This is a genomic window from Actinomycetospora sp. CA-101289 (assembly GCF_050955895.1).
Lineage (GTDB): Bacteria > Actinomycetota > Actinomycetes > Mycobacteriales > Pseudonocardiaceae > Actinomycetospora.
The window spans coordinates 5,124,370-5,147,608 of record NZ_CP192093.1 but is presented as its reverse complement, the minus strand read 5'-3'; the positions used below and the strand labels follow the sequence as shown (position 1 = coordinate 5,147,608).

At 76.8% G+C, this 23,239-nt stretch carries 25 protein-coding genes; 14 read left to right on the top strand and 11 right to left on the bottom strand.

Going from position 1 to position 23,239, the window contains the following annotated elements; all coding sequences use genetic code 11:
- The first annotated feature begins 382 nt into the window (after positions 1–382).
- Positions 383–1,264, top strand: a complete 882-nt coding sequence (locus ACQPX6_RS25680) for a hypothetical protein (RefSeq protein WP_433783474.1) — start codon at positions 383–385, stop codon at positions 1,262–1,264.
- On the top strand, positions 1,261–2,127 hold the full coding sequence (locus ACQPX6_RS25675; RefSeq protein WP_433783472.1) for a hypothetical protein: 867 nt from the start codon (positions 1,261–1,263) through the stop codon (positions 2,125–2,127). The genes ACQPX6_RS25680 and ACQPX6_RS25675 overlap by 4 nt, the downstream gene beginning before the upstream one ends.
- 2 nt (positions 2,128–2,129) lie before the next feature.
- Here ACQPX6_RS25675 and ACQPX6_RS25670 read toward each other — a convergent pair whose 3' ends face one another.
- Positions 2,130–3,629 (bottom strand): DUF2235 domain-containing protein, encoded by a 1,500-nt coding sequence (locus tag ACQPX6_RS25670; RefSeq protein ID WP_433783470.1) that lies wholly within the window; start codon positions 3,627–3,629, stop codon positions 2,130–2,132.
- Positions 3,630–3,737: 108 nt separating this feature from the next.
- Here ACQPX6_RS25670 and ACQPX6_RS25665 point away from each other — a divergent pair, with 108 nt between their 5' ends.
- Positions 3,738–5,756 carry an acyltransferase family protein gene (locus tag ACQPX6_RS25665; RefSeq protein ID WP_433783468.1) on the top strand — a complete coding sequence of 673 codons (2,019 nt, stop codon included), beginning with the start codon at positions 3,738–3,740 and terminating at the stop codon, positions 5,754–5,756.
- Positions 5,757–5,779: 23 nt separating this feature from the next.
- Here the strand turns inward: ACQPX6_RS25665 and ACQPX6_RS25660 are convergent, their stop codons facing one another.
- The gene (locus ACQPX6_RS25660) at positions 5,780–5,962 is read right to left on the bottom strand and encodes a hypothetical protein (RefSeq protein WP_433783466.1); all 183 of its coding nucleotides are present in this window, start codon (positions 5,960–5,962) and stop codon (positions 5,780–5,782) included.
- Positions 5,963–6,157: 195 nt separating this feature from the next.
- On the opposite strand from ACQPX6_RS25660, the gene ACQPX6_RS25655 reads away from it, so the two are divergent.
- Positions 6,158–6,322 carry a hypothetical protein gene (locus ACQPX6_RS25655; protein WP_433783464.1) on the top strand — a complete coding sequence of 55 codons (165 nt, stop codon included), beginning with the start codon at positions 6,158–6,160 and terminating at the stop codon, positions 6,320–6,322.
- Between the two features lie 76 nt (positions 6,323–6,398).
- Positions 6,399–7,478, top strand: a complete 1,080-nt coding sequence (locus ACQPX6_RS25650) for a C39 family peptidase (protein ID WP_433783462.1) — start codon at positions 6,399–6,401, stop codon at positions 7,476–7,478.
- 38 nt (positions 7,479–7,516) lie between these two features.
- Here the strand turns inward: ACQPX6_RS25650 and ACQPX6_RS25645 are convergent, their stop codons facing one another.
- Positions 7,517–8,143: a hypothetical protein gene (locus ACQPX6_RS25645; RefSeq protein ID WP_433783460.1), complete on the bottom strand. Its 627-nt coding sequence runs from the start codon at positions 8,141–8,143 to the stop codon at positions 7,517–7,519.
- A 225-nt stretch (positions 8,144–8,368) separates the two neighbouring features.
- Here ACQPX6_RS25645 and ACQPX6_RS25640 point away from each other — a divergent pair, with 225 nt between their 5' ends.
- Positions 8,369–8,722 (top strand): VOC family protein, encoded by a 354-nt coding sequence (locus ACQPX6_RS25640; protein WP_433783458.1) that lies wholly within the window; start codon positions 8,369–8,371, stop codon positions 8,720–8,722.
- Here ACQPX6_RS25640 and ACQPX6_RS25635 read toward each other — a convergent pair.
- The 6 genes from ACQPX6_RS25635 to ACQPX6_RS25610 all read right to left on the bottom strand — a co-directional run bounded on the left by ACQPX6_RS25635 (position 8,719) and on the right by ACQPX6_RS25610 (position 15,705).
- Positions 8,719–9,009, bottom strand: coding sequence for a hypothetical protein (locus ACQPX6_RS25635; protein WP_433783456.1), 291 nt, complete (start codon positions 9,007–9,009; stop codon positions 8,719–8,721). The genes ACQPX6_RS25640 and ACQPX6_RS25635 overlap by 4 nt on opposite strands.
- Positions 9,006–9,263 carry a hypothetical protein gene (locus tag ACQPX6_RS25630; protein ID WP_433783454.1) on the bottom strand — a complete coding sequence of 86 codons (258 nt, stop codon included), beginning with the start codon at positions 9,261–9,263 and terminating at the stop codon, positions 9,006–9,008. Before ACQPX6_RS25630 ends, ACQPX6_RS25635 begins: the two co-directional genes overlap by 4 nt.
- Positions 9,264–9,418: 155 nt before the next feature.
- Entirely contained in the window at positions 9,419–12,232 is a 2,814-nt protein-coding gene (locus tag ACQPX6_RS25625; RefSeq protein ID WP_433783452.1) for an AAA family ATPase, read from the bottom strand.
- Between the two features lie 97 nt (positions 12,233–12,329).
- Positions 12,330–12,842 carry a mycothiol transferase gene (locus ACQPX6_RS25620; protein ID WP_433783450.1) on the bottom strand — a complete coding sequence of 171 codons (513 nt, stop codon included), beginning with the start codon at positions 12,840–12,842 and terminating at the stop codon, positions 12,330–12,332.
- Positions 12,843–12,870: 28 nt separating this feature from the next.
- Positions 12,871–14,388, bottom strand: a complete 1,518-nt coding sequence (locus ACQPX6_RS25615) for a class F sortase (protein WP_433783448.1) — start codon at positions 14,386–14,388, stop codon at positions 12,871–12,873.
- A 33-nt stretch (positions 14,389–14,421) separates the two neighbouring features.
- On the bottom strand, positions 14,422–15,705 hold the full coding sequence (locus ACQPX6_RS25610) for a hypothetical protein (RefSeq protein ID WP_433783446.1): 1,284 nt from the start codon (positions 15,703–15,705) through the stop codon (positions 14,422–14,424).
- 120 nt (positions 15,706–15,825) lie between these two features.
- Between ACQPX6_RS25610 and ACQPX6_RS25605 the strand changes: the two genes are divergently transcribed.
- Positions 15,826–16,053 carry a hypothetical protein gene (locus ACQPX6_RS25605; RefSeq protein WP_433783445.1) on the top strand — a complete coding sequence of 76 codons (228 nt, stop codon included), beginning with the start codon at positions 15,826–15,828 and terminating at the stop codon, positions 16,051–16,053.
- Positions 16,054–16,251: 198 nt separating this feature from the next.
- On the opposite strand, the gene ACQPX6_RS25600 is transcribed toward ACQPX6_RS25605, so the two are convergent.
- On the bottom strand, positions 16,252–16,650 hold the full coding sequence (locus ACQPX6_RS25600; protein WP_433783443.1) for a hypothetical protein: 399 nt from the start codon (positions 16,648–16,650) through the stop codon (positions 16,252–16,254).
- A 164-nt stretch (positions 16,651–16,814) separates the two neighbouring features.
- Between ACQPX6_RS25600 and ACQPX6_RS25595 the strand changes: the two genes are divergently transcribed.
- The 3 genes from ACQPX6_RS25595 to ACQPX6_RS25585 all read left to right on the top strand — a co-directional run bounded on the left by ACQPX6_RS25595 (position 16,815) and on the right by ACQPX6_RS25585 (position 18,742).
- Positions 16,815–17,474 carry a hypothetical protein gene (locus tag ACQPX6_RS25595; protein WP_433783442.1) on the top strand — a complete coding sequence of 220 codons (660 nt, stop codon included), beginning with the start codon at positions 16,815–16,817 and terminating at the stop codon, positions 17,472–17,474.
- Positions 17,475–17,746: 272 nt separating this feature from the next.
- Positions 17,747–18,436, top strand: a complete 690-nt coding sequence (locus tag ACQPX6_RS25590; protein ID WP_433783440.1) for a Clp protease N-terminal domain-containing protein — start codon at positions 17,747–17,749, stop codon at positions 18,434–18,436.
- A gap of 33 nt (positions 18,437–18,469) precedes the next feature.
- On the top strand, positions 18,470–18,742 hold the full coding sequence (locus ACQPX6_RS25585; protein ID WP_433783438.1) for a hypothetical protein: 273 nt from the start codon (positions 18,470–18,472) through the stop codon (positions 18,740–18,742).
- 4 nt (positions 18,743–18,746) lie between these two features.
- On the opposite strand, the gene ACQPX6_RS25580 is transcribed toward ACQPX6_RS25585, so the two are convergent.
- Positions 18,747–21,065 (bottom strand): CDP-alcohol phosphatidyltransferase family protein, encoded by a 2,319-nt coding sequence (locus tag ACQPX6_RS25580; RefSeq protein WP_433783437.1) that lies wholly within the window; start codon positions 21,063–21,065, stop codon positions 18,747–18,749.
- 51 nt (positions 21,066–21,116) lie between these two features.
- Here ACQPX6_RS25580 and ACQPX6_RS25575 point away from each other — a divergent pair, with 51 nt between their 5' ends.
- From ACQPX6_RS25575 to ACQPX6_RS25560, 4 genes are all read left to right on the top strand, one after another.
- A complete protein-coding gene (locus ACQPX6_RS25575; RefSeq protein WP_433783435.1) occupies positions 21,117–22,082 on the top strand; it encodes a zinc-dependent alcohol dehydrogenase in 966 nt (321 codons plus the stop codon).
- Positions 22,083–22,171: 89 nt separating this feature from the next.
- Positions 22,172–22,426 carry an FmdB family zinc ribbon protein gene (locus tag ACQPX6_RS25570; RefSeq protein ID WP_433783433.1) on the top strand — a complete coding sequence of 85 codons (255 nt, stop codon included), beginning with the start codon at positions 22,172–22,174 and terminating at the stop codon, positions 22,424–22,426.
- A gap of 153 nt (positions 22,427–22,579) precedes the next feature.
- Positions 22,580–22,768: a hypothetical protein gene (locus tag ACQPX6_RS25565; protein WP_433783431.1), complete on the top strand. Its 189-nt coding sequence runs from the start codon at positions 22,580–22,582 to the stop codon at positions 22,766–22,768.
- Between the two features lie 23 nt (positions 22,769–22,791).
- Positions 22,792–23,193 (top strand): 6-pyruvoyl trahydropterin synthase family protein, encoded by a 402-nt coding sequence (locus tag ACQPX6_RS25560; RefSeq protein WP_433783430.1) that lies wholly within the window; start codon positions 22,792–22,794, stop codon positions 23,191–23,193.
- Positions 23,194–23,239: the final 46 nt, after the last annotated feature.

The window sequence follows — 23,239 nt, the reverse complement described above, 5'->3', positions numbered from 1 at the left end:
CCACCGGCGGCGGATGGCTGCTCCATCCTGCCCGGACCCACGGCCACCCGGGGTGGGGGTCCGTCACGGAGCGCTGGTCACGGCTCGGTCACGCCTCGGTGTCGCTCCGGCGTCGACGACCGGTCGGACGGACGGCGGACCTCGGGCGGGCGGTCGAGTGCGACGGCCGTTCGGCGCGCGGGCCGTGCGGGTCGTCGCCCGATCGGCTCCCGCGCCGCCCGATCTGAGGCCCGGTGACCGGGCCCACCGCCCGACCTGCTCCGAACGGGTGATCGGCGCGGCCGGTCGTCGCGTCGCGGCGGCGCGTGGGCGGCAGGTCCTTCAGGGATTCTCAGGTTCGCCGCCCGTGTGCGGCCGACTCCCTAGCGTTCCCGTCGTGCCGATGACCACCACACCGCCGCGGTCCGCCGCCGGGACCGGACCGGGGACGCCCCGCATCCCCGCCCTGCGCGACGGGGCCGGTCTGCTGCGGATCGGGCTGCACCTCATGCTCGCGGCGCTGCCGCTCCTGGCGATCTCCGCGCACGTCTTCGGCGTCATCAGGATGCAGGACTCGGCCCCGATCCTCGTCATCCCCCTGGCCGCCGCCATCGTGGCCCTGACCGTGCTCGCGCCGCACCAGGGCGACCGCGTGGTCGCCGACGGGATGCTCTGGGGCATCGTCGGGTGCGCGATCTACGACGGGTTCCGCCTCACCACCGTCCACGTCTTCGGCTGGTGGGCCGACTTCATCCCGGTCATGGGCACCTGGATCACCGGCGACCCGCAGGACATGACCGCCGGCGCGGTCGTCGGCTACCTCTGGCGCTACATCGGCGACGGCGGCGGCATCGGCATCACGTTCTTCGCGCTGGCCTCGGCGTTCGGCCTCCAGCGGTGCTCGCGCCGCACCGCGGTGATCGCGTCGGTGGCCTTCTCGGTCTTCCCGGTGTGGGCCGGGCTCATCGGCACGGTGTGGCTCGCCCCGCGCGGCCAGACGATGATGTTCCCCCTGACCTGGGTGACGCTGACGCTCTCGCTGGTCGGGCACCTGATCTTCGGCGTCGTCATGGGCCTGGGCTTCCACCGCTCCCGTGCCGTGCGCGAGTCGTGGCCGTGGGAGCCGCTCACCGGCGAGCTCCCCGTGGCCCGGGCCGCGCTGCCGTCGCCCCGCGCCCCGCACACCCCGCCCACCGGGCAGGCGCTCGACCCCGACACCTGGGAGCTGTGGCGCCAGCAGCTCGAGGCCAACACCCGCGGACGCCGCACCCACGGGGTGCGGTGAACCTCCGCCCGACTTCGCTCCCCAGCGCCGCCCCGGCCCCGGCCCGCCCCCCGCGGGCCGGGGCCGTCGCGGGGGTGCTGCTCGCCGTGGTGCTGGGACTCCTCGCCGCGTGCGGGGGCGCGCCGCCGGACCCCGTGTCCGCCGTGCGCGGCGCCGTCGACAAGACCTACGCCGCGGGGACGGCGCGCGCGTCGTTCAGCTCGGCCACGGGCCCGCCGGGGACGCCCGGCACCCCGGTGACCGGCGACGGCGTCGTCGACCTCGTCGGGGGCCGCGCCGACACCACCCTCGCGGTCCCGCTGCTGGGCGGCGGCACCCGCGTGCTGCTGGCCGGCGGCGTGCTCTACGCGCAGGTGCCGCCGACCCTCGCGCTGCTCGTGCCCGGCGGGCGGCCCTGGGCCTCGGTGCCCCTCGACCGCCTGAGCACGGGCGCCGTCGCCGCCTCGCTCGCGCAGTTCGGGGGCACGCCCACCGACCCGCTGCAGCAGATCGACGCGCTGCACGGCGTGGTCGAGGCGCGCGCGGTGGGCCCGGAGCCGATCGACGGGACGCCGACCACCCACTACGCCGGGATCGTGGACCTCCTCGCGACCCCGGCCGCCGCCGATCCCGCGCGCCGCCCGGCGGTGGACCGGCAGGTCGCCGAGATCGGCACGAACCGTGTGCCCGTCGACGTGTGGGTCGACGACCAGGGGCTGGTGCGCCGGACCGTGCAGACCGTCACCGCGCCCGACCGTCCCGGGCGCCCGGCCACCGCCACGACGGTGACCGTCACGCTCTCCGAGCACGGCCTGCCCGTGACCGTGACGCCGCCCCCGCCCGACCAGGTCACCGACCTCGGGGCGTTCCTGCCGGTGCGCTGACCTCAGCCCACGCGGGTCACGCGCAGCGCCACCGCGCCGCCGTTGGAGGCGTAGCCGCTCCACGCGTCGTTGGCGAAGGCGTAGAGGTAGCCGCCGCGGGGCGTGGTGATCTCGCGCCGCCCGGTGGGCCCGATCGGCACCGTCGTGCCCTCCGCCACGGTGCCGTCCACGGCGACGACGTCGTCGGCCACCGCCGCGACCAGCTCCATCCACCGGGCCTCGGGCACCCGGCGGCTGCCCACGACGTCGCTGCGCGCGTTGCCGGTGGCGAGCTCGACGAGCCGCCGCACCCCGTCGAGCGCCGTCCCGACGGCGTACGACGGCCACGACGGGAGCGGCCACGGGGACGCGCCCGTGCCGGGCGACGGGGCCCCGTGGTCGCGCCAGCGACCGGACACCGCGAGCGCGTAGCGCCCGGGCACGAGGTAGAGCCCCGTCTCCACCCACGGCTCGGCCGCGTCGACGGCGACCTCGGCGGACTCGCCGACGTCCAGCACCCGCCCGCGCCGGTAGGGCGGGTCGAGCTCGCAGTCCTCCCGACGGGCGACCGCGGAGGCGCTGACGTCCGGCGCGCCCTCGACCACGTGCGGCGCCGGGCGCGGGCGCGGGCTCAGCAGCCGCCACAGCCCGTCGACGCCGTCGTCGGCCGGGGCGCAGGGGTCGCCGACGGGGAGCACCGGCGCGTCGGCGCGCCAGCGGGGCGCCACGGTGGCGTCGAGGGCGTCGATCATCCAGCGCAGCGCGCCGTCGGAGAGCCCCGTCGCGGCCTCCCCGCCGCCGACGTCGCCGTGACCGCCGGGGAACCACACCTGCGCGAACGAGTCGTGGCGCCCGGGCGGCGGGGTCGGCCACACCGACGGCACGTAGGGCCCGCGGCGCTCGTCGAGGGCCACCGCCTGCCGGGCGTGGCGGACGTCGGGGGCCAGCTCGAGGTCGTGGAACTCGACGCTCGCCCGCCCCACGAGGCCCGAGAGCAGCCCGAACGTGCGCGGGACGCCGAGGGCGCCGACCGTGTCCCACACCCCGAGGAACGCCACCGGCGCCCGGTCGTCGGGCCCGAACCCCGGGTGGAACGCCAGCCCGGACCCCGACAGGTCGCGCTTGGCGCGGTAGCCCTCGACGAACACCCGCTCGACGGTCGCCTCGCGGGCGGCGTCGTCCTGCTCGGGGCCGAACGCCACGAGCCCGCACTGCGCGAGCATGCCCACCAGGCTGCGCACGGTGAACGCGCCGCGGCTGAAGCCGAGCAGCACCAGCTCGTCGCCGGGGCGGAACGTCTCGGCGAGCCAGCGGTAGACCTCGCGGACGTGCTCGGCCAGGCCCACGCCGAAGGCGCCGTCGAGCACCCGGCGCACGGGCCCGCCGTCCGTGCCGACGCCCTCGAAGTACTGGGGGAGCTGGTCGTCGGTGGTGGCGAGGCGGTCGTAGAGGCGCCGGACGTTGGTGTCGTCCGACGCGGTGCTCCAGGTGCCGTCGCAGCAGACGACCAGGCGCCGCGTCACGTGATCAGTGTGCCGCGCGCCGACGGGCGGGTGACACCCGGGACACGGCCCGGCGGGCGGGTGAGAGAAGCTAAAGCCTCACGGCAGGTGACGCGGGGAGGACGAGGAGTGACCGGAGCCGGGACCTCCGTCGGCGCGCACGTCCCCACCGCGCGCAGCGCCCGCCGCCCGGAGATCGAGGGTCTGCGAGGCCTCGCCGCGGTCCTGGTCGTCGTCTACCACGTCTGGGTCGGGCGCGTGTCCGGCGGCGTCGACGTGTTCTTCCTGCTCTCGGGCTTCCTGGTCATCGGGATGCTCGCCCGCGCGGCCGTGCGCGGCGACGCGATCGACGTCGTGCGCACGTGGACGCGGCTGTTCTGGCGCCTCGTGCCCACCGCCGGGCTCGTGCTGCTCGCCAGCACCGTCGCCGCCGCGGTCCTGCTCCCGCCCTCGACGTGGGCGCGCAACGGCCGCGAGCTGCTCGCCGCGCTCGGCTTCTCCGAGAACTGGCGCCTGGCCCTCGACGCGGTCGACTACTACGCGAGCAACGGCTCGGCGAGCGTCGCCCAGCACTTCTGGTCGCTGTCGATCCAGGCGCAGTTCTACGTCGTGGCCCCGGTGGTCGTGCTCGCCGTCGCCTGGTGGGCCCGGTCGCGGGGCGTGGACGTGCGCGCCGCGCTCGTCGCGGCGCTGTCGGCGGTCACGGCCGTGTCCCTGGTGCACTCGGTGGTCTCCACCGCCGCCGACCAGCCCTTCGCCTACTTCGACGCCCGCGCCCGCGCGTGGGAGTTCGCGCTGGGCGGGCTGCTCGCGCTCGTCGTCGAGCGGGTGCGGCTGCCGCGGCGCACCCGCGCGGTGCTCGGCTGGGCCGGCGTCGCAGGACTCGTGACGTGCGGCGCGGTGCTCGACGTGGGCGCCGCGTTCCCCGGCTGGCTGGCGCTCTGGCCCGTGCTCTCGGCGGCGGCGGTGATCGTCGCCGGCCGGGCCGGCGCGGGCGAGCGGCTGCTGGCGAGCCGCACCGCGCAGTACCTGGGCCGCATCAGCTACCCGCTCTACCTGTGGCACTGGCCGGTGCTCGTCGTGGCCCTGGTGCTCTCCGGGCGGGCCACGGCCGGGCCGCTCGACGGCCTCGGCGTCGTCGTGCTGTCGCTGGGGCTCGCGGTGGCCACCCACCACCTGCTCGAGGAGCCCGCGCGCCACGTCTCCCTGGGCGGCGGCCGGATGCGCGCGCCCGCGCTCGTCGCGCTGCCCCTGGTCCCGGCGCTGGTGGCGCTCGGCGCGTTCTCGGCGGTGGCCGCCGCCGGCGCGGCCCCGCCGCTGGCCGTCGGCGACCCCGACCACCCCGGTGCGACCGTCCTCACCGCACAGGCCCCCGCCGGCACCGTCGCCGCGCCGGTGCGCCCGGCGATCGCGCAGGTGCAGGACGACTGGGCCGAGTACCGCGACGGGTGCGTGCCGGTCGACGGGCACCCGGTGCTCGAGGAGTGCGTGCCCGTCCGCGTCGAGGGCGAGCCGCAGCGCCGGATCACGGTGATCGGCGACTCGCACATGCAGCAGTTCCTGCCGGCCCTCGAGCCGCTGGCGCGCGAGCGCGGGTGGGAGGTGCGCACGCTGGTCCGCGCGCGCTGCCCGTTCGCGACGACGTCCGAGACCGATCCGGCGGACGGCTCGTGCGTGGCGTGGAACGCGGCCGCGATCGAGCACCTCGCCGCCGACCCGCCGGACGCCGTCGTGGTCAGCGCGTCGCGTGACGTGCGTGCCGGGCTCACCGAGCAGACCCCCGACGGCTTCGTGGCCGCCTGGCAGCGGGTCGACGCGCTGGGCATCCCGGTGGTGGCCGTGCGCGACAACCCGCGCTTCGACCACCGCCCCTCGGAGTGCCTGGAGCGCTACGGCCGCGGCGCGCCGGACTGCGAGGTGCCGCGCGGCGACCTGCTGGCCGCCGACGCGCCCTACGCGGTGCGCGAGGACGTGCCGGCGCGGGTGTCGTTCCTCGACCTGTCGAACGAGCTCTGCACCGCGTCGACGTGCCCGCCGGAGATCGGCAACGTGCTCGTCTACCTCGACGACAACCACGTGTCCGCGTCCTACAGCCGCACCATGTCGACGGCGGTGGGACAGCAGCTGCCCGCGCTGCTCGGCTGGTGACCGGCTCTCCTTGGCGCGACTGACTAACTGGAGGGCTCGTCGGCGGCGCCGGCCAGCCCCTGCTCGTCGGGCTCGAGGTCGATCTCGAACGCGGGCTCGACGTCGTCGGGGGAGGCGTCGGGCGCGGCGTCGTCGGTGGGCTCGGGGCGGGTCATGCCCTGCTCTGCGTCGAGGGCCTCGGTGTCCGTGCTGGGGTCGGTGCTCATCCCGCCCTTCCTACCCCCGCGCCGTGACGCCGACGCCCGCCGCGTGTCACGGGCACGTCACGTCGCCGAGGTTGCGTGTGACTTCCCCGATCGGGGCGTGACGACGGTGACGCCCCGTGGCCGCCAACCCGGAGGCGCGACGGCCGTCTGGATCCGTGAGTGCGGGGCGTACCCGGCTCGCCGAGAGGGAGAGAAATGTTCGTGATCGTGGCCCTGGTCGTCGTCGGTGTCGTCTTCGTGGTGGGGGGCCTGCTGGGCGTCAGCGTCGCGCAGAGCACGGCGTCCGACCGCGCGCGCCGCGCCTCGCGGGACCGCCGCCTGTCGGCGCTGCGCACCGAGGCACTGATCACGCAGTCCTGATCACCCAGTCCTGACCACCCGGCCCTGAGTCCGGGTCGGCGGGAACAAAGCGGCACCCCCGGACCGTCGGAGCGCCATGGACGTCGACGCCGGTGCCCCGGAGCTGGACACCGAGGTCCCCGACGGTGCCGAGGACCTCTTCACCGACCTCGACGGTGACGGCCGCGTCGACGTCACCGCGGTGGACACCGACGGCGACGGGGTGCTCGACCTCGCGTGGACCGACGCCGACGGCGACGGGCTGGCCTCCGACGACGAGGTGCACCCGGTCGGCGACGGCGGGTGGTCCACCGACTGGTACCGCCACGAGGACAACTTCCGCGACGGCGTGCTGCCGAGCGAGGCGTCCGCGGCCCGCGACGACGGGATGCACGGCGACCCGGAGCAGGCGTCGTCGTACTGGTCCGCGCAGTCGGTCAACGGCTACTGCGTGCCCGCGGCCGTGGCGCAGATCGTCGGCGAGTGGCAGGGCAGCAACGTCGGCGAGGGCGAGGTCGTCGGCCGCGCGATCGCGCACGGCTGGCTGACCACCACGGACACCGACGGCGACGGCACCGCGGACGACGCGTCGGGTATGAGCGCGCCGGACGCGGAGGCCCTGCTGGAGAGCTACGGGATCCCGGCGACGACGACGCACGGCGACCTCAAGACGCTGGAGAGCCTGCTCGACCAGGACCGGGACATCATCGCCTACATCGACGCCGACGAGGTCTGGAACCGCACGGACGACGACGACACCGACGGCGGCGAGGACCTCAACCACGCGGTGGTCGTGACGGGCATCGACGACGAGTTCGTGTACCTCGCCGACCCGGGCGACCCGAGCGGGGCGATCTCGGTGGTGCCGCGGGAGACGTTCGAGGACGCGTGGTCGGACTCCGGGCACGAGATGCTCGTGACCGACACGGCCCCGCCGGAGACCGCGCCCGCGGACAACGCGCCGCAGCACGAGCTGCCGCCCGAGGGGGCGCCCGAGGGCACGCCGCCGGCCGAGGGGCCGAGCGCGAAGCCGAGTGCGGCGGGCGCGCTGATCGCGCCGGGCTCGACGGGCGTGGTGCTGCTGCCGATCGTGCTGCGCGACGTCGCGGTCGCCACCGCCGGCGTCTCGGCGCTGCTGGTGGCGGGCGGGATCGTCCGCGCCCGCTCACGTGCGTGATCTTCTGAGCTATAGCTCAGAAGATCACTCACATGGGGTCAGGAGGCGCAGGTCGCCGCGACGGTCCGGGCGACGCGTGCGGTGACGGCGCTGTAGTCCTCGCTGCCGTCGCGCAGCCAGCCCAGCACGTCGTCGACGCCGTCGGCGTAGGCGCGCTGCTCGCGCGAGGTGTCGCCGTAGGTCGCGGCGAGCGTCTGCTCGCGGGCGTCCACGATCTGCGCCCACTGCGTGCTCGGGGTGCCGCCGAGGGCGGTGACCGTGTCGTCGATCGCGTCGGCGACGACGGTGGCGCACTGGCCGGCGACGGCCGGGGCCGGCGTGGTCCCGCCGACGTTCGCGGGCGCCGGCGCGGTGCTCGCGGTGGTGGCGGTGACGGCGTCGACGAGCCCGGGCAGCTGGGCCCCGGTGCCGATCAGCGCGAACGCGGCGCCGGCGACGGCCACGGCCAGCGGAGCGCGGGTGGCGCGGCGCCGGGGACGGACGGGTGCGGTGCCCCGGGGCGGCGTCGGCAGCCCGGTGACGGGGTGCGGCCGGTACGCGGTGGGCGCGGGGTAGCCGAGCCCGGCCGGCGGGGCGTCGTGCGGGACCGGGCGGAAGGGGGCAGCCATGACGGGGGCGGCGGTGACGGTGACCGCCTGGTCCTCCCGCCGGCTGTGCATCCCCATGATCGCTCCCCGGATGGCCTAGTGGTCCGCACTCTCTGCGAACGCTGTGTGAGCGATGTCGCAGGGAGCCTGGTCGGCGTTAGCGCCGAATCCGTCGTGGAGCCCGGGTTCACCACGTCGGGTGACGGAGAAACGTCCTCGCAGACCTGACAGGAGGTGTCAGGCACGGGGCCTAGCGTCGGGGTGGCAGATGCCCGCACCGCACGTCGACCGACCGGAGGACCGGTGTCCACCACGCTCGCGATGATCAACCTCGATGGCCCCGACCCGCGTGCCCAGGCTGCTTTCTACGGCGCCCTGCTGGGCTGGGAGACCGTCGTCGCCGAGGACGAGTACGCGATGATCTCGGGGGAGGGCGCGCCGATCGGCTTCGGCCGTGTCCCGGGCTGGGCGGCGCCGCCGTGGCCCGACCCCGAGGGCACCAAGCGCTTCCACCTCGACCTCGCCGTCGACGACCTCGACACGGCGACCGCCCACGCCCGGGAGCTCGGGGCGACGCTGCCCGAGCACCAGCCGGGCGAGCGGTGGCGCGTGCTGCTCGACCCCGTCGGCCACCCGTTCTGCCTCTGCCCGCGCTAGGTGCCCGGCGCGGCGGGCAGCCGCAGCACCTGCGTCGCCAGGCGGGCGGCGAGTCCGTCGCCGGCGAGCTCGCGCCCGAAGTCGGCGTGGGCCCGCAGCTCGCGGGCCACGAGCTCGCCGAGCGCCCCTGGGTAGACGCGGCGGGCGTGGTGCGCGGCGGCGCGGAACCGCATCGCCTCGTGGAACGGCATGCCCGCCGCACTGCCACGGACGTCCGGTGGCGACGGGACGGCGTGCGTCGCCAGCGACCCGTGCGCCAGCGTCGTGGCCCACGTCGGCGTGCTCACCGCCCGGGCCCCCTCGGCGCCCCCGCGCCCACGATGTCGCACACGGTGTCGCCCTCGTGCACCGCGGAGAGCACCTCGACGGCGAGCCGTGCGACGAGCCCGTCCCCGGCCAAGCGGTAGCCGAAGTCGGCGAACGCCCGCAGCTCGCGGTGGACGAGCTCGCCGAGCGCGCCGGGGTAGGCCCGCAGGGCAAGCTCCGCCGCGTCGCGGTACGTGCGGCGCTCCACACCGTCGAGCGGGTCGTCGGGCTCCATCGTCATCGTCCCCCTGGGTCGTGCGGCCCTCGTGCGACGTCGAGCCTGGTCGCCCGTCACCCGACCGGCATCAGTGGTTTCCCTAGTCGGTAGCCGAGGGTGACGACGGTTCACCCGTCCAGCCCCTGTGGGGGCAACCACGAGTCCCCAGCCGACTACGCGGAGCCGTTCCCGGTGGTCGGCACCAGGTCCTCGAGAGCGCGGGCGAGCTGCGTCCGCGAGCCGACGCCGAGCTTCGCGTACGCCTTGTGCAGGTGGTACTCGACCGTCTTCGGCGAGACGAACAGGGCGGCGGCGGCCTCGCGGTTGCTCATCCCGTCCGCCACGGCGAGGGCGCAGCGGAGCTCCTGGGGCGTCAGGGCGGGCGTCCGGGACGTGCTGCGGTCGGGCGAGCGGTCGCCGGCCGCGCGGAGCTCCTCGGTGGCGCGCTGCTCCCACGGGTGGGCCCCGAGCTGCACGAACACGGTGCGGGCATCGCGCAGCAGGGGCCGGCTGCGGGCGAGGTCCCGGCGGCGGCGGAGGTGCTCGCCCCAGCAGAACCGGCTCCGGGCGACCTCGAAGGGCACCGTGGGCGGACCGTGCTCGACGGCTGCGCGGAAGTGGTGGTCGGCCTCCTCGGGATCGTCGGCCAGCAGCCCGCGGCAGCGGACGAGGGCGCCGTCCGCCCACCACGCTCCCGACCCGGCCGCCGTGTCCTCGTGCTCGGCAAGCGCCGCGCGTGCTGCGTCGGCGCGGCCGGCCCGGACCAGGGCCTCGACGTGATCGGCCGCGAACGGGACCGCGGTCGCGTCGCGCCACCCGCTCGCCCGGTACGCGGCGGCGGCGTCGGCCAGGCGGTCCGCCGCCGCGGCGGGACGGCCCAGGCCGAGCTCCAGCAGGCCGACCGCCGCGCTCGTGTACACCCGGATCGGGCGCAGCCCGTGCGGCTCGGCGGCCACCTGCGCGGCCTCGGCGTCCCGCCGGCACGGCGTCTCGTCGCCCCGGGCCGCGTGCACCCGCGCGGCGACTCCGCGCGAGAACCACCCCAGCGCCGGCTGTCCGGTCTCCTCGGCCAGGTGCGCCGCCTCCGCGCCCGCCGCGACCGCCCGGGACCACTGCCCCCGCCACCACCACACCTCGGCGGCCAGGCCGAGGACCAGCGCCTTCGCCGCGGGCGCGGACTCGCGGTGACAGGCCGCGAGGAGGACGCGGACGAGCTCGGCCGCCTCGGCGAGGCGTCCGAGCCCCCGCAGCGTCTGGACCGTGCCGATGAGGGGGAGCCCCCGCAGATCGTCCACGGTCACGTCGTGGACCGTGGGGCAGCGCCACCCGGCCAGGCAGCGATCGGACTCCGCGGCCCGGCCCGCGAGGAGCAGCGACATCGCGAGCGTGCGACGGGCGTCCTCCCGGATCGCGCCGGGTGCCTCTCCGCCCGCCAGCTCCACCGCCCTCTCGGCGAGCCGCCGCGCCGTCGTGACCTCGCCGGCGATCATCGCGGCCGTGTGCGCCTGGGTCAGCGCCCGCACCGCGCGGCCCCGGTCCAGGGACGCCACCTCCTCGGCGGCCTCGCTCGCCACGGCGAGCGCGTGCTCGACCTCGGTGCTCCAGACCCCGGCGCCCGACAGCACGGCCGCCGCGTCGGCGCGGTGCACCGGGTCGCCGGTCGCGACCAGGACGTCCTCGGCGACGCGGCGCGCGTGGTCGCCCAGGCCGGCCAGGGCGAAGCCACGGGCCGCGGCCAGCAGTCGCTCGCACCGCGGCCTGCCGGGTCCGCCGAGCTCCGCGGCCCGCTCCCAGACCAGGGCGGCGCTGGCCGCGGCACCACGGCCCTCGGCGACCGTGGCCGCAGCGTCCAGGGTCGCCGCGGCGTGCTCGTCCGGTCCGACCGCGGCCGCGGCGAGGTGGCGGGCCCGGCGCTCGACGTCGTCGCCGGCGGCGCGGGCGAGGACCGCGTGCAGCTCGCGGCGCCGCGCCGGTACCTCGAGGGTCAGGGCCGCCGCCCGCAGGAGGGGGTGGGTGAAGGCGATCCCGCCGCCGACCCGCACCGCGCCGACGTCCTCGGCCGGGGCGAGGTCCGCGACGGCGAGGTCGAGCGCGCGCATCGCCGCCGCCAGCATCGGCGCGGGCGCCGACCCGGCCAGGGCGAGCAGCGCGACCGCGTCGCGCGTGCGCGCCGGCAGGGCCCGCAGGCGGACCTCGTAAGCGCGGGTCACCTGTCCGCCGATCGGCAGCGGGTCGGGCAGCGGGCCGCGCCCGGCGCGCTGCACGCCGTCGAGCGTCCGGGCCGTCTCGACGACCGCGAGCGGCAGTCCCGCCGTGGCCTCGGCGATCCGGGCGACGACGTCCGGGGCGGTCGGCAGCCCACGGTCCGCGAGCACCGTGCCGAGCTCGGCCGTCGCCAGGCCGGGGAGCGCGAGACGGTGGGCCTCGGGGAGGTCGGCGAGCGCGGAGAGGCCGGGCCGGGTGGTGGCCACGACCAGCACGCGCTCGGTGTCCAGCCGCCGGATCGCGAAGGCCAGCGCGTCGACCGAGGTCACGTCGAGCCACTGGGCGTCGTCGAGCACCAGCAGCAGCGGCCGGTCCCGCGCCGTCGCACCGAGCAGGGCGAAGGTCGCCGCACCGAGGGCGAACCGGTCGACCAGGGGCTCGTCGACCGCGCCGGTGGCCACCCCGATCGCCCGGCGCTGGCCGTCGGTCAGGGCGTCGAGGTGGTCGCCCAGGCGGCGCAGGACCAGCGAGAGCCCGGCCAGCGCGAGGTCGGCCTCGCCGTCGTGGCCCGCCACCTCGACCACGCGGACGCCGCTGCGGCCCGCGCGCCGGACCGCCTCGGCCGCGACCGTCGTCTTGCCCGACCCCGGGTCGCCCTCGACGACCAGCAGGCCGGCGCAGCCGTCGATGGCGTGGGCGAGGGCCGCGTCGTACCGGGCGAGGACGTCGTCGCGCCCGCGGACAGGGGGCCGTGCTGCACGGTCGGCGGTGGGGCGGTCCATGGCACCTGTCCGGGCGGGGCTCGGCGACGATGCGGCCCGACCGTAGCCAGCGGTGCTCGTGCGCGGTACCGACGGACGAGCGCCCCCGCCGGCGGCGTCAGCCCCGGCGCCGCGCCAGCCCGGCGAGGTAGGCGGCCTGGCCCGCGTGCTGGATGTCGTCGTCGACGACGCTGATCAGCCGCACCCCGCGCGTCACCGGAGGGTCCCAGGCGTCGTCGATGACCTCGTCGAGGTCGGCGTCGGCGAGCGTGCGCAGGTAGGCGACGGTGCGCTCGTGCACCGCGTCGTGGTACCCGGCCAGCAGCGCCGGGTCGTCGACGCGCACCGCCGCCACCTGCTCGCTCGTGTGGCCGTAGCCGATGGAGGCGTCGTCGAGGGGCAGGTCGAAACGCCGCGCCCACCCGTCGGCGGTGTAGACCTGCTCGGTGCCGGCCAGGTCGGCGACGTGGTCGTCCTGCACCCGCGTGAGGTGCCAGACGAGCCACGCGACGTGGTTCGCCTCGGCGTCCGGGCGCCAGTTCAGCTGGCCGGCGGTGAGCCCGTCGAGCGCGCGCGTCACGTCGCTCCGCGCGCGCCCGAAGGCGTCCACGAGCACCTCGATGCCGTCCACGGCGATCCTCTCCTCCCGCGTGCGGAGCTCAGCGCGCCGACGCGAAGACGACGACGTTGTCCTGGTACGACAGCGTGCCCTCGTCGAACGGTCCGCCACACGTCAGCAGGCGCAGCTGGGGCGTCGTCGACGGGCCGTAGACCCGGTCGCTGGGCATGCTGTCCTTCGGGAAGTACTCGACGCTGTCGACCGCGAAGCGCGCGGTGCCGCCGTCGGAGCGCGGCACCTCGACGAGGTCGCCGGGACGCAGCCGGTCGAGCTGGGCGAACACCGCGGGCCCGCGCCGGGTGTCGACGTGGCCGGCGAACACCGCGGGACCGGGGTCGCCGGGCACCGCGCTCGCGGTGTACCAGCCGACCTGCCCGAAGTCGGTGGGCACCTGCAGCGCGCCGCGGTAGTCGATGCGCAGGTCGGCGAGGTTCAGCGCGGCCAGCCCGATCGACGGGATCGACATCGCCGTGGGCCGCAGGCCGTCCGGGACGGGCGCGGTCGCGGCGGCCAGCGGCATGCGCGGGGCCGGCGGGGCCTCCGGGTCGTCGGAGAACAGGCCCCCGAACCACGCGCCGATCGACCCGAGCACGGACGGCGACGCCAGGCCGCCGAGGCCGGCGCCGGTGCCCCCGCGTGGCACCGGCGGCACGCGCGGCGCGGCGGGCAGCGGCGTCTCCGGGTCCGGCGTCGCGCGCGGGGTCGGCGTCGGCGGCGCGGTCGTCGGCGTGGTCCCCGGGGTGGGGACGCCCGCGACTGTCGCGGCGTCGGGGACGGCCTCGACGGCGAGCTGGCCGTCGGCCTCGCGGGTGACGATCAGCGTGGTCACGCCCGTGTCGGGCAGCGTCACCGTCGTCTCGTTCGTCGAGCCCAGCCGCGAGCGGACGTCGATCTCCCACTCGCGCGCGGGCACCGTCGCGTACGGGGTGGTGGAGCCGTAGAACAGGTCGCGGGCCAGTGGCGGGCCGCCGGTGAGGTCGACGTCGAGCGCGCCGACGCCGTTCGCGCCCTGCACCACGCGGACCTGCGCGTTCCCGGTGGCGGCGGGCGCGGTCTGGTCATCGAGCACCTGGAGCTCGGGGCGCCCGCTGCTGGGCGAGTCGACGAAGGCGGCGGTCTGCGCCGTGCCGCCGGGCACCTCGACCGACACCTGGATCGCCGGCGGGCTGTCGGCCGCGGCCCCGGCCGGGCGCGCGGTGATCGTGTACGTGCCGGCCGGCTGCGTCAGGTACGGCGACGCGGCCCGGTAGGCGACGCCGGGCGCGACGAGGGTCTGCGGGAGATCCGGGCCCGACACGTACATGTCGACCGCGGGCGTGGCGGGGGAGAGGTGCGCGAGGCGCAGCATCCCGGTGGCCGTGTCGGCGGTGGCCGACCGGACCCCGAGCGCCACTGTCCCCGACGCCACCGCGAGCACCACCGCGGCCACGGCGACCCACACCCAGGCCCGCCGTCGTCGCGGGCGCGCCGGGGCGGTGCCGTGCGCGGGCACCAGCTCGGTCGGCCCCTCCGCGGGCGGGAGGACGGGTCCGGTGGGCGGGTCCTGCTCGGGGGGCACGGGGAGCTCCTCGACGGCTGGGGTGGGGGGTCGTCACCGGGCGGTGGGGGTGCCGGTGCTGGTGGGACGATCGGCCGTGCGGGTGGTGACGCCGTCGCGGGCATCACCCATCGGGGGGATCGGGGGAGTCTGGCCCCGGGGGAACCGTCCCCGCCAGACGACGACGCCCCGGACCTCGACGGCGAGCCCGTCGAGCACGGACACGGCGTCGGCGAGCCGGGCCGGCACCGCCCGGCGGGTGTCGACGGCGACGAGGGCGGCGCGCACGCCGTCGCGGTGCACGAGGGCGCGCGCGGTGTCGTCCGCCCGCGGGCGGCGCAGCGACACGACCCGCGGCGCGGTCGGGTCCTCGCGGGCGGCGGCGGGCCCGGCGGTCAGGTCGTGGTGGGGCAGGTCGTCGCCGACGATGCGGGCCGCCTCGACGAGGTCGCGCCCGAGGTCGCGGGCGCCCGGGCGGGCGAGCTGGAGGACGAGCACCGCGCCGCGTCCGCGCACGACGTCGGCGTAGAGCCGGGTGAGCACGGCGGGGACGTCGTCGCCGGGGTGCAGCACGGCGTGCGGGCCCTCGACCCGGGCCAGCGCGAGGGTCCGGTCGCGCCGCGCCCGGCCCCGGTGCTCGCCGCCCAGCCCCCGGGCGACCAGCCCGCCGACCACGGCGAGCACCAGCACGGCGAGCGCGGCCAGCAGGGCCTCGGCCAGCGGCGACCGGGCGGTGGTGACGACCGGCTCGCCGTCGGGCAGCAGGCGCGGGGACGGGGCGGCGGTGCGGTCGGCGATCGTGTCGGCGAGCGCGGCGTAGCGCTGCTCGAGCGCGCCGCGGACGGGGTCGCCGAACGGGGTGGCGCGCAGGGTCGCGGTGACGTCGGCGAGCTGGGCCTCGAGCGGCGCGAGCTCGGCCCGCAGCGCCTCGTCGTCGAGGCGCGCGAGGGCTTCGCCGACCGCCGTCGCCGTGGCCCCGGCCAGCCGCGACGCCTCGGGCGGTGACGGGCCGTCGGCGACGACGGCGACGATGCCGCCGTCGGAGGCGCTCACCGCGACGTCGCCGGCGCGCCCGGCCGGCACCGCGGCGGCGTCGGCGGCGGCGGAGCGGACCGACGGGGTCGCCGCGAGCCCGACGGCGCTGCGCGCCACCTGGCCCGGCGAGGGGCCCGGCCGCCCGGCGACGGACGGCACGGCGACGACCGCGGTGGCCGTCGCGGTGAAGGTGGGCGAGCGCAGGACCAGGAGCAGAGCGGCGACCAGCACCGCCAGGCCCACCACGGCGGCGATCCACCACCGCCGGGCCCGGAGCGGGTCGCTCCACTCCGCCCACGGCACGGCGGTCACCCTAACGGGTCACTGCTCTGATCGGACCACTACTCGGGACGCGCGGTCCCGGACATCCTGCCCTGGGCGAACACGGCCACACCACCGAGCGGGGCGGGCCAGGCTGGGGCCATGAGCTCGAGCCTGTACGTGGCGCTGCGCAGCGGCCACGAGCACACCGCCCTGAACCTCGACGACGACGTCGCGACGTCCCTGCAGGCGCGCATCGTCGCGCACCTCGAGGCCCGCGAGTCGCACCCGACCCTGGACCTCGGCGACGGCACCGCCGTGCGCACCGACGCGGTCGTGATGGTGCGGGTGCACGACGAGGGCCCGCGGACGGGCTTCGTCGGGAGCTGAGAGATGCTTCGGAAACCGAAGCATCTGCAGGTGTCGAGGCCGAGCCAGGTCCGACGCATCCGGGGGCGGCGGTCGACCTCGTGTCTGCGGATGCTTCGGAAACGGAAGCATCTGCAGGTGTCGAGACCGCCGGCCGCGCACGACGATGGCCGCGGGCAGCCGCGCCGAGCAGCGCTCGACGCCGGTGGCTGACGCGGGTCAGTTCGGCGTGCGGGGCGCCGGGATGGCGGGCCCGGTGCGGCACGTCGGGCAGGACGTGAGGCTCCGGCGGGCGAGATAGGCGGCGACGCGGCGGCGTGCTGTGCTCGCCGCCGGCCGGTGGCCGCCCAGCTCGTCGAGCACGAGGTCGAAGAGCACGGGCAGCGCGGGGTCGTCCCAGTCGCGCCCGGCGAGGTCGACCAGCAGCGGGCCGTCGAGGCCGGCGCCGACCCAGGCGATGGCCAGCTCGACGATCGCGGCCGGGTCCCACGCCATGCCCAGCACCTGCGCGGCGCGGGCCTCGGCGGGCGTCATGCCGCGCAGCGTCGGCAGGTCCGCGAGGTCCTGGAGGACTCGGCTCGTCGTGGCCCGCGGTGGCGCGGTGATCGTGCTCGGCATCGTCGTTCCCCCACGTGATCGCTGAGCGTGAGTGGGCGCCCCTCCCGACTCACCCGCTGAGACTAGCGCGGGTCCGCGGCGGTGACCACGATCACGTTCTGCGCCCGCTCGGGAACGATCGGCTGCTGTGAACCTCGGGTTGACATCGATGCGATGCTGGCGGTGTGAACCTGGGGTTGTCAGTGGAGGAGGCCGTCGTCGAAGCGGCGGATCGCGTCGAGGTCGCCGACCCGGGCGCCAAGGCGGACGACCGCCCGGGCGAGCGGGACGCCCGGCGGCGCGCGATGGCGGAGCTGCGGGCGGCCCTGACGGTCGAGGTCGACGTGCGCGCCGCGGCGGCGGAGGCGGTGGCGGGCCGGGCGGAGGCGGCGGTGTGGCTCGGGGCGAGCCTGGCCGACCTCGGCGGGGTCACCGGGCGCTCGCGGCAGGCGGCGCGCCAGCGGTGGTCGGGGCTCGGCGGGGTGCACCGCCAGCGGCGCTGGCTGGGGAACCACGTCGACGAGGTGCTCTGGGCCGCGCGCCTGGTGCTCGACGCCGCGGACGACCTCGAGGGCGTCGACCCCGCCGTGCGCACCGCCCTCGCCGACGCGGTGGCCGCCGCGGAGCGGGCGTTCGGCGACGACGCCCCGGACGGCGTGGCCGCGGCGGTGGGGCGCTGGCGGGCCCTCGACACGCTCGTCGACCGCCACCTGCGCGACCTCCTCGCCGGCGTTCCCGCCGAACCGGCCGACCCCACCGCCGCCTTCGCCGCTCACGGCGCCCGCGGGGTGCTGGCGTACTACGACCACGACGTCCACCAGCGCGACCCCGACCAGCCGGGGTGACGGCGACGCCGCATCCCACGCCGGGAGCACTCCGGGAAGCCCCGGCCCGGCGTGTCGTCACTGGTTCCGCCAGACGTGCACTCGGCGGCGCGATGCGGCCGTCGTGGTCACCCAGCGTTAGGTCGTTCCCCCACGCCCGTCCCGGCCCCGGCGCGGCCTGCCCGGTCGTGACCTCGACGGATGACCACTCGTGCGCCACGAGCCCCGGACGTGCACGGCCCGATCAGCCGTGGTTCGCGTACGGAGAGTGAACCCGCTAGAGAATTCGGGTCATGGGGACAACCACGCCCATCCACGACGCGCTCGCCGAGGCGCTGCGCGAACTGCAGCAGGACCTCGACCTCGCCCGCGAGGTCCCGGTCGCCCGCGCCGTCGACGACCCGGTCGTTGACGACGAGCAGGCCGACGACGACCCCGCCGCCGACACCCCTCTCGCGCCGACGGTCGCCCCCGACGCCGAGCAGGTCGTCGCGCTCGCCTGGCGGGAGGCCGACGAGCGCGACCACGCGCGCTTCGGCACCGGGCACCTGCTGCTCGGGCTCGTGCGCGCCGAGGGGCCCGAGGCGGGCCTGCTCGCCGCGGTCGGCGTCACCGCCCGCACCGCCGGCGCCGCGATGACGCTGATCGCGTCGTCGTCGATCTCGGAGCCCGTGGAGCCGTGCGGGGACCACGACCCCGTGGCCGACACCTCCGTCGCCGAGGTCCTCGAGGCGGCCGCGGACAGCGGTCACGTCACCGGCGGGGGCCTGCTCACCACGCTGCTCGCCCGCCCGTGGGGCCAGGCGGCCGAGATGCTCGCGGCGCTCGGCGTCGAGCCCGGGCAGCTGGCGACGGCGGCCACGGAGATCGCCGTGCGCCCGGTCGTCGCCCCGCGCCCGATGCCCCGCGACCCCAGCGGCCTGCTGTCCGCGGCCTGGCGCCGGCCCGCGACGGCGGAGACGATGGAGACCGCCGACGCGTGACGATCACCGTCCCGGCAGGGCACGATCAGCGGCATGGCCAAGCCCAGCTGGATCCGTGCCGCGGACGGTGACTGGTACCGCACGTCGGAAGTGGTCGCGGTCAAGACGCTCCCGCACCCCAACGGCGGCTTCATGGTCACCATCGAGACCCACCGCCACGACAACATCGACGTGACGGGTCAGCTCGACGACGCCGAGGATGCCGGCCGGTGCCGCGACGCCCTCGCCCGCCTGCTGTCCCAGGCCGAGGAGGGCGCGGTCATCACCTACGCCGAGGGCGGGTTCGGCACCGAGACCGTGGGCTGATCCGTCACGGCCGCGGCCCGTACGCATCGAGGAACCGGTCCCGGAAGGCGTCCATCCGCCACACCGGCGCCCCGGGGTCGGGCGTCAGCCCGTCCGACCAGCCCCACCCCCCGATCCGCGCGAGCACCGCGGGGTCGCGGCTGACGATCGAGATCGGCACGTCCCGGCTCGCCCCCGGCCCGGTGATCATCGGATAGGGCTGGTGGTCGCCGAGCACGACGAGCACCGGCGCGCGCGCCGGGTTGAGCACGGCCTGGCGCTCGGTCCACGCCACGAGCGTCGCCAGCGAGTACTCGATCGACGCCCGGTAGTCGTCGCGGACCTGGTCCGGCGGCGTCGTGAAGATCGACTCGAACGACTGCTGGGGGTCGTCGGTCGGCGCGAACACCGATCCGTCGCCCACCGCCTCCCACGGCACCGTGCGCGGGCGCGGGGTCCACGGCGCGTGGCTGGAGGTCAGCGCGATCTCGGCCACCGTCGGCGGCGCGCCCGGGCCGCGCTCCAGGCGGTCGAACGCCGTCAGCGCGTACTGGTCGGGCATCGTCGACCAGCTGTAGCGGGGGCCGGCGTAGCCCAGGTCGGCGCTGCCGTAGGTGCGGTCGTAGCCGAAGAACGAGCCCTCGGGCCACGCCTGCGTCGTCCCGGGCGCGACGGCGACGGCGCGCCAGCCGGCGTCGTGGAACGCGCTGGTCAGGGTCCGGCGGTCGGAGCTGACGAGGTCGCGGTGGCGCTGCTCGCCGTCGATCCACAGGCCCGACAGCAGCGTTGCGTGCGCGAGCCAGCTGCCGCCGCCGGCGACCGGCGAGGTCAGCACGCCCGTGCGCGCCCCGTACCCGACGGCCCCGAGGCGGCGCTCGCCGTCGTCGAGCACCGCGCGCACCGGACCGGACATCGCCGGGTCCTGCAGCGCGGACATCCCGTAGCTCTCGACCACCGCGACCACGACGTCGTGGCCGCGCAGCGCGGTGAGCAGCCGGTCGCCGGGCACGTCGCGGTACGCGTCGACCGACGCCTCGGCCTCGAACGCCGCCTGGTCGCGCACCCCGGCCCCGACCGCCTCGGCGCGCTCGACCGTGCGGATCGAGGTGTCCCGCGACGCCAGCGGCACCGTCGGCACGAGCTGCGCCGACCCCGCCCACGCCACGGCCCACGCGACGGCGAGCACCGCGACCAGCCGCAGGCTCGCCGAGCGCCGCGTCCCGGCGATCCGTGCCAGCCGCGCGACCGCCCCGCCCGTCGCCACCACCAGCACCACCGCGAGCACCGCCACCAGCACCGCGACGACGACGCCGACCGCGGGCCCGGAGGTCTCGGCGACGAAGTCGTAGGCGTTGCCGAGCAGCACCGTGTCGCGCGCCGGGTCGAACGGGCGGGCGAGCGACACCGAGAACCCGAGGTCGAACAGGGTCAGCACCAGCACCAGCCCGAGCACGATCCCGCCGACCCACGCCGCCCACCGCCGCAGCCGCGCCGGGAGCACCGCCGCGACGGCGAGGCCGACGACCACCTCGAGCGGCACGCGCAGCCAGGTCAGCCGGTTCAGGAGCGCGAAGTCGCCGGGGGTCAGCAGCGCGACGAGCACGAGCACCGCGGCGGCCAGGGTGACGACGGCGGCGAGCGCCGGGCGGAAGCGCACGGGGTGCTCGTCGGCGGCCCGCCACAGCCGCACGACGTCGCGGCCGAACGACCACGCGAGCGCGGCGAGGGCGAGCGCCACCAGCACGCGGGCGAGCACTCCGGGCAGGAGTTGGGAGGCGATGACGACGAGCACGACGCCCTGCGTCGCCGCGACGACCTTGCTCGAGAACCGCGGCGCCAGCTCCCCGCGCAGCCACGGCAGCACCGCGCCGGCGGCGACGAACAGGTAGCGCGCGAGCCCGATCAGCAGCACCCAGCTGCTGTCGAGCAGGCCCGCGACGTGCACCGACAGCACGAGCACCAGGACCGCGTCGAGCTCCATGTCGAACCGTGCGCCGAACGCCGAGGCCACGTCCCGCCGCCGGGCGACGGCTCCGTCGACGCCGTCGAGCGCCAGCGCCACGGCGGCGCAGACGACGAGCACGGGCACCGACACCGGGTCGGCCACCAGCGCCGTCACTCCGGCGATGAGCACCCCGCGGGCGAGCGTCACCCGTCCCGCGGGACCGAGCCGGTCGACGCCGCTGCCGAGCAGCACCGCGACCAGCGCCGCGGCCGCCGTCGCCCCCGCGACCAGCCCGACGGGACCCAGCCCGACCCCGAGGGCCAGCGCCGCGAGGAGCACCACGCTCCCGAGGGCGCCGGCGGTGAGCTCGGCGACGAGGGTCGGGGACGGACGCGTCACGCGTGCCAGCATGACCGCCCGCGGATGACCGTGGTGTCAGGAGGGTGGGCGATGGCGGGCACGGCGCGGGCGTTCCGGATCGAGGCGCCGGGGCGGGCGGGGATCGTCGAGGTGCCGCTGCCCGACCCGGGTCCCGACGACGTCGTCGTGCGCACCCGGCACTCCGCGATCAGCCGGGGGACCGAGACGCTGGTGTTCCGCGGCGAGGTGCCCGTGAGCCAGTACGACCGCATGCGGGCGCCGTTCCAGGCCGGCGACTTCCCCGGCCCCGTCGTCTACGGCTACCTGGCGGTCGGCGTCGTCGAGGAGGGCCCCGGCGCCGGGCGCACCGTGTTCTGCCTGCACCCGCACCAGGACCGGTTCGTGGTGCCGGCGTCGATGGTGGTCGAGGTGCCCAACGGCGTGCCGCCCGAGCGGGCGGTGCTGGCCGGCACCGTCGAGACCGCGGTCAACGCGCTGTGGGACGCCGCGCCCCGGGTGGGCGACCGCGTCGCCGTCGTCGGCGCCGGCATGGTCGGCGCGTCGGTGGCGGGGGTGCTGGCGACGTTCCCGGGCGTGCGCGTGGAGCTGGTCGACGTCGACCCCGCCCGCCGCGCGGTGGCCGACGCGCTGGGCGTGGGGTTCGCGACACCGGACGCGGCGGCGGGGGAGTGCGACCTCGTCCTGCACGCCAGCGCGTCCGAGGCCGGGCTCGCGCGGTCGCTGGAGCTGCTGGGCGACGAGGGCGAGGTCGTCGAGATGTCCTGGTACGGCGAGCGCGCGCCCCGGGTGCCGCTGGGCGAGGCCTTCCACTCCCGGCGCCTGACGATCCGCGCCAGCCAGGTGGGCCAGGTCGCCCCGGCCCGCCGGCCCCGGTGGAGCCTGCGCGACCGCCTCGCGCTCGCCCTGCGCCTGCTGGCCGACCCCCGCTTCGACGCGCTGGTCACCGACACCTGCGCGTTCGACGAGCTGCCCGACGTCCTCGCGGCCCTGTCGGCGGGCGAGCGCCCGGGCCTGGGGGTGCGGGTCTCGTACTGAGGTGCGCTGCGCGCACGTGAGCACTTCTCGGTGCTGGAGCACCAATTGGTGCTCACGTGCGCGGAGCGCACCCCCCTAGGCTGCGGTCCATGCCGCGCTACGAGTTCCGTTGCCGAACCTGCGCGTCGACGTTCGAGGTCGACCGGCCGATGAGTGCCGCCAGCGACCCGGCCGACTGCCCCGATGGGCACGACGACACCGTGAAGATGCTCAACACGGTCGGGCTGGGCGGGAAGGCGCGCACGGCCCAGCCGACGGGCACGCCGCGGTCCATGGCGCCCCGGCCCGGCGGCGGTGGGGGCGGCGGAGGCGGCTGCTGCGGCGGTTCCTGCGGCTGCGGGTGACCCGCGCCGCTCGTCACCTATTCGGCCCAACCGGACTCCGTTTTTCGACACGGATGTTGCACGCGGTCACCAGCGCGCGTTTCCTGGGCCGGTGAGCACCAGTTCGGAGGAGTGCGACGTCACCCTCCGGCGTTCCTCGTCGGGGAGATCACCGTGTCCGTGACCACGTCCTGGCTGGCCGGCCCGAGCCGCGTCCGTCGACCCGTCCGCCGGCCCGCGTCCGTGCCGGCTCCGACCGCGCCGACCGGCACGTGGCAGCGCCGGCTGCTCGACGACCTGCTGCTGTTCCTGCTGGTGCTGGCGCTGGGCATGGTCGTGGCGGTCCTGACCGTGCTGCTCTGAGCCGGGCCCGCGACGATGGGCGCATGTTCGCCGTCACCGTCCGCGACCACATCATGATCGCCCACAGCTTCGCCGGGGAGGTGTTCGGCCCGGCGCAGGCCCTGCACGGCGCGACGTTCGTCGTCGACGCCGCGTTCCGCCGCGCCGAGCTGGACGCCGACAACATCGTCGTCGACATCGGGCGGGCCACCGAGGAGCTGCACACCGCCCTCGAGGACCTCAACTACCGCAACCTCGACGAGCACCCGGAGTTCGCGGGCACCAACACGACCACCGAGTTCCTGGCCAAGGTGATCGCCGAGCGCCTCGCCGCCCGCGCCCGCGACGGCCGACTCGGCGACGGCGGACGGGAGCTCGCCGGCATCTCGGTGACCCTGCACGAGTCCCACGCGGCGTCGGCGAGCTTTGAGCTGACGCTCTCGTGAGCGGTTGTCCGTGCCAGGGCACGGACAAGCGCGCACGAGCGCGCAG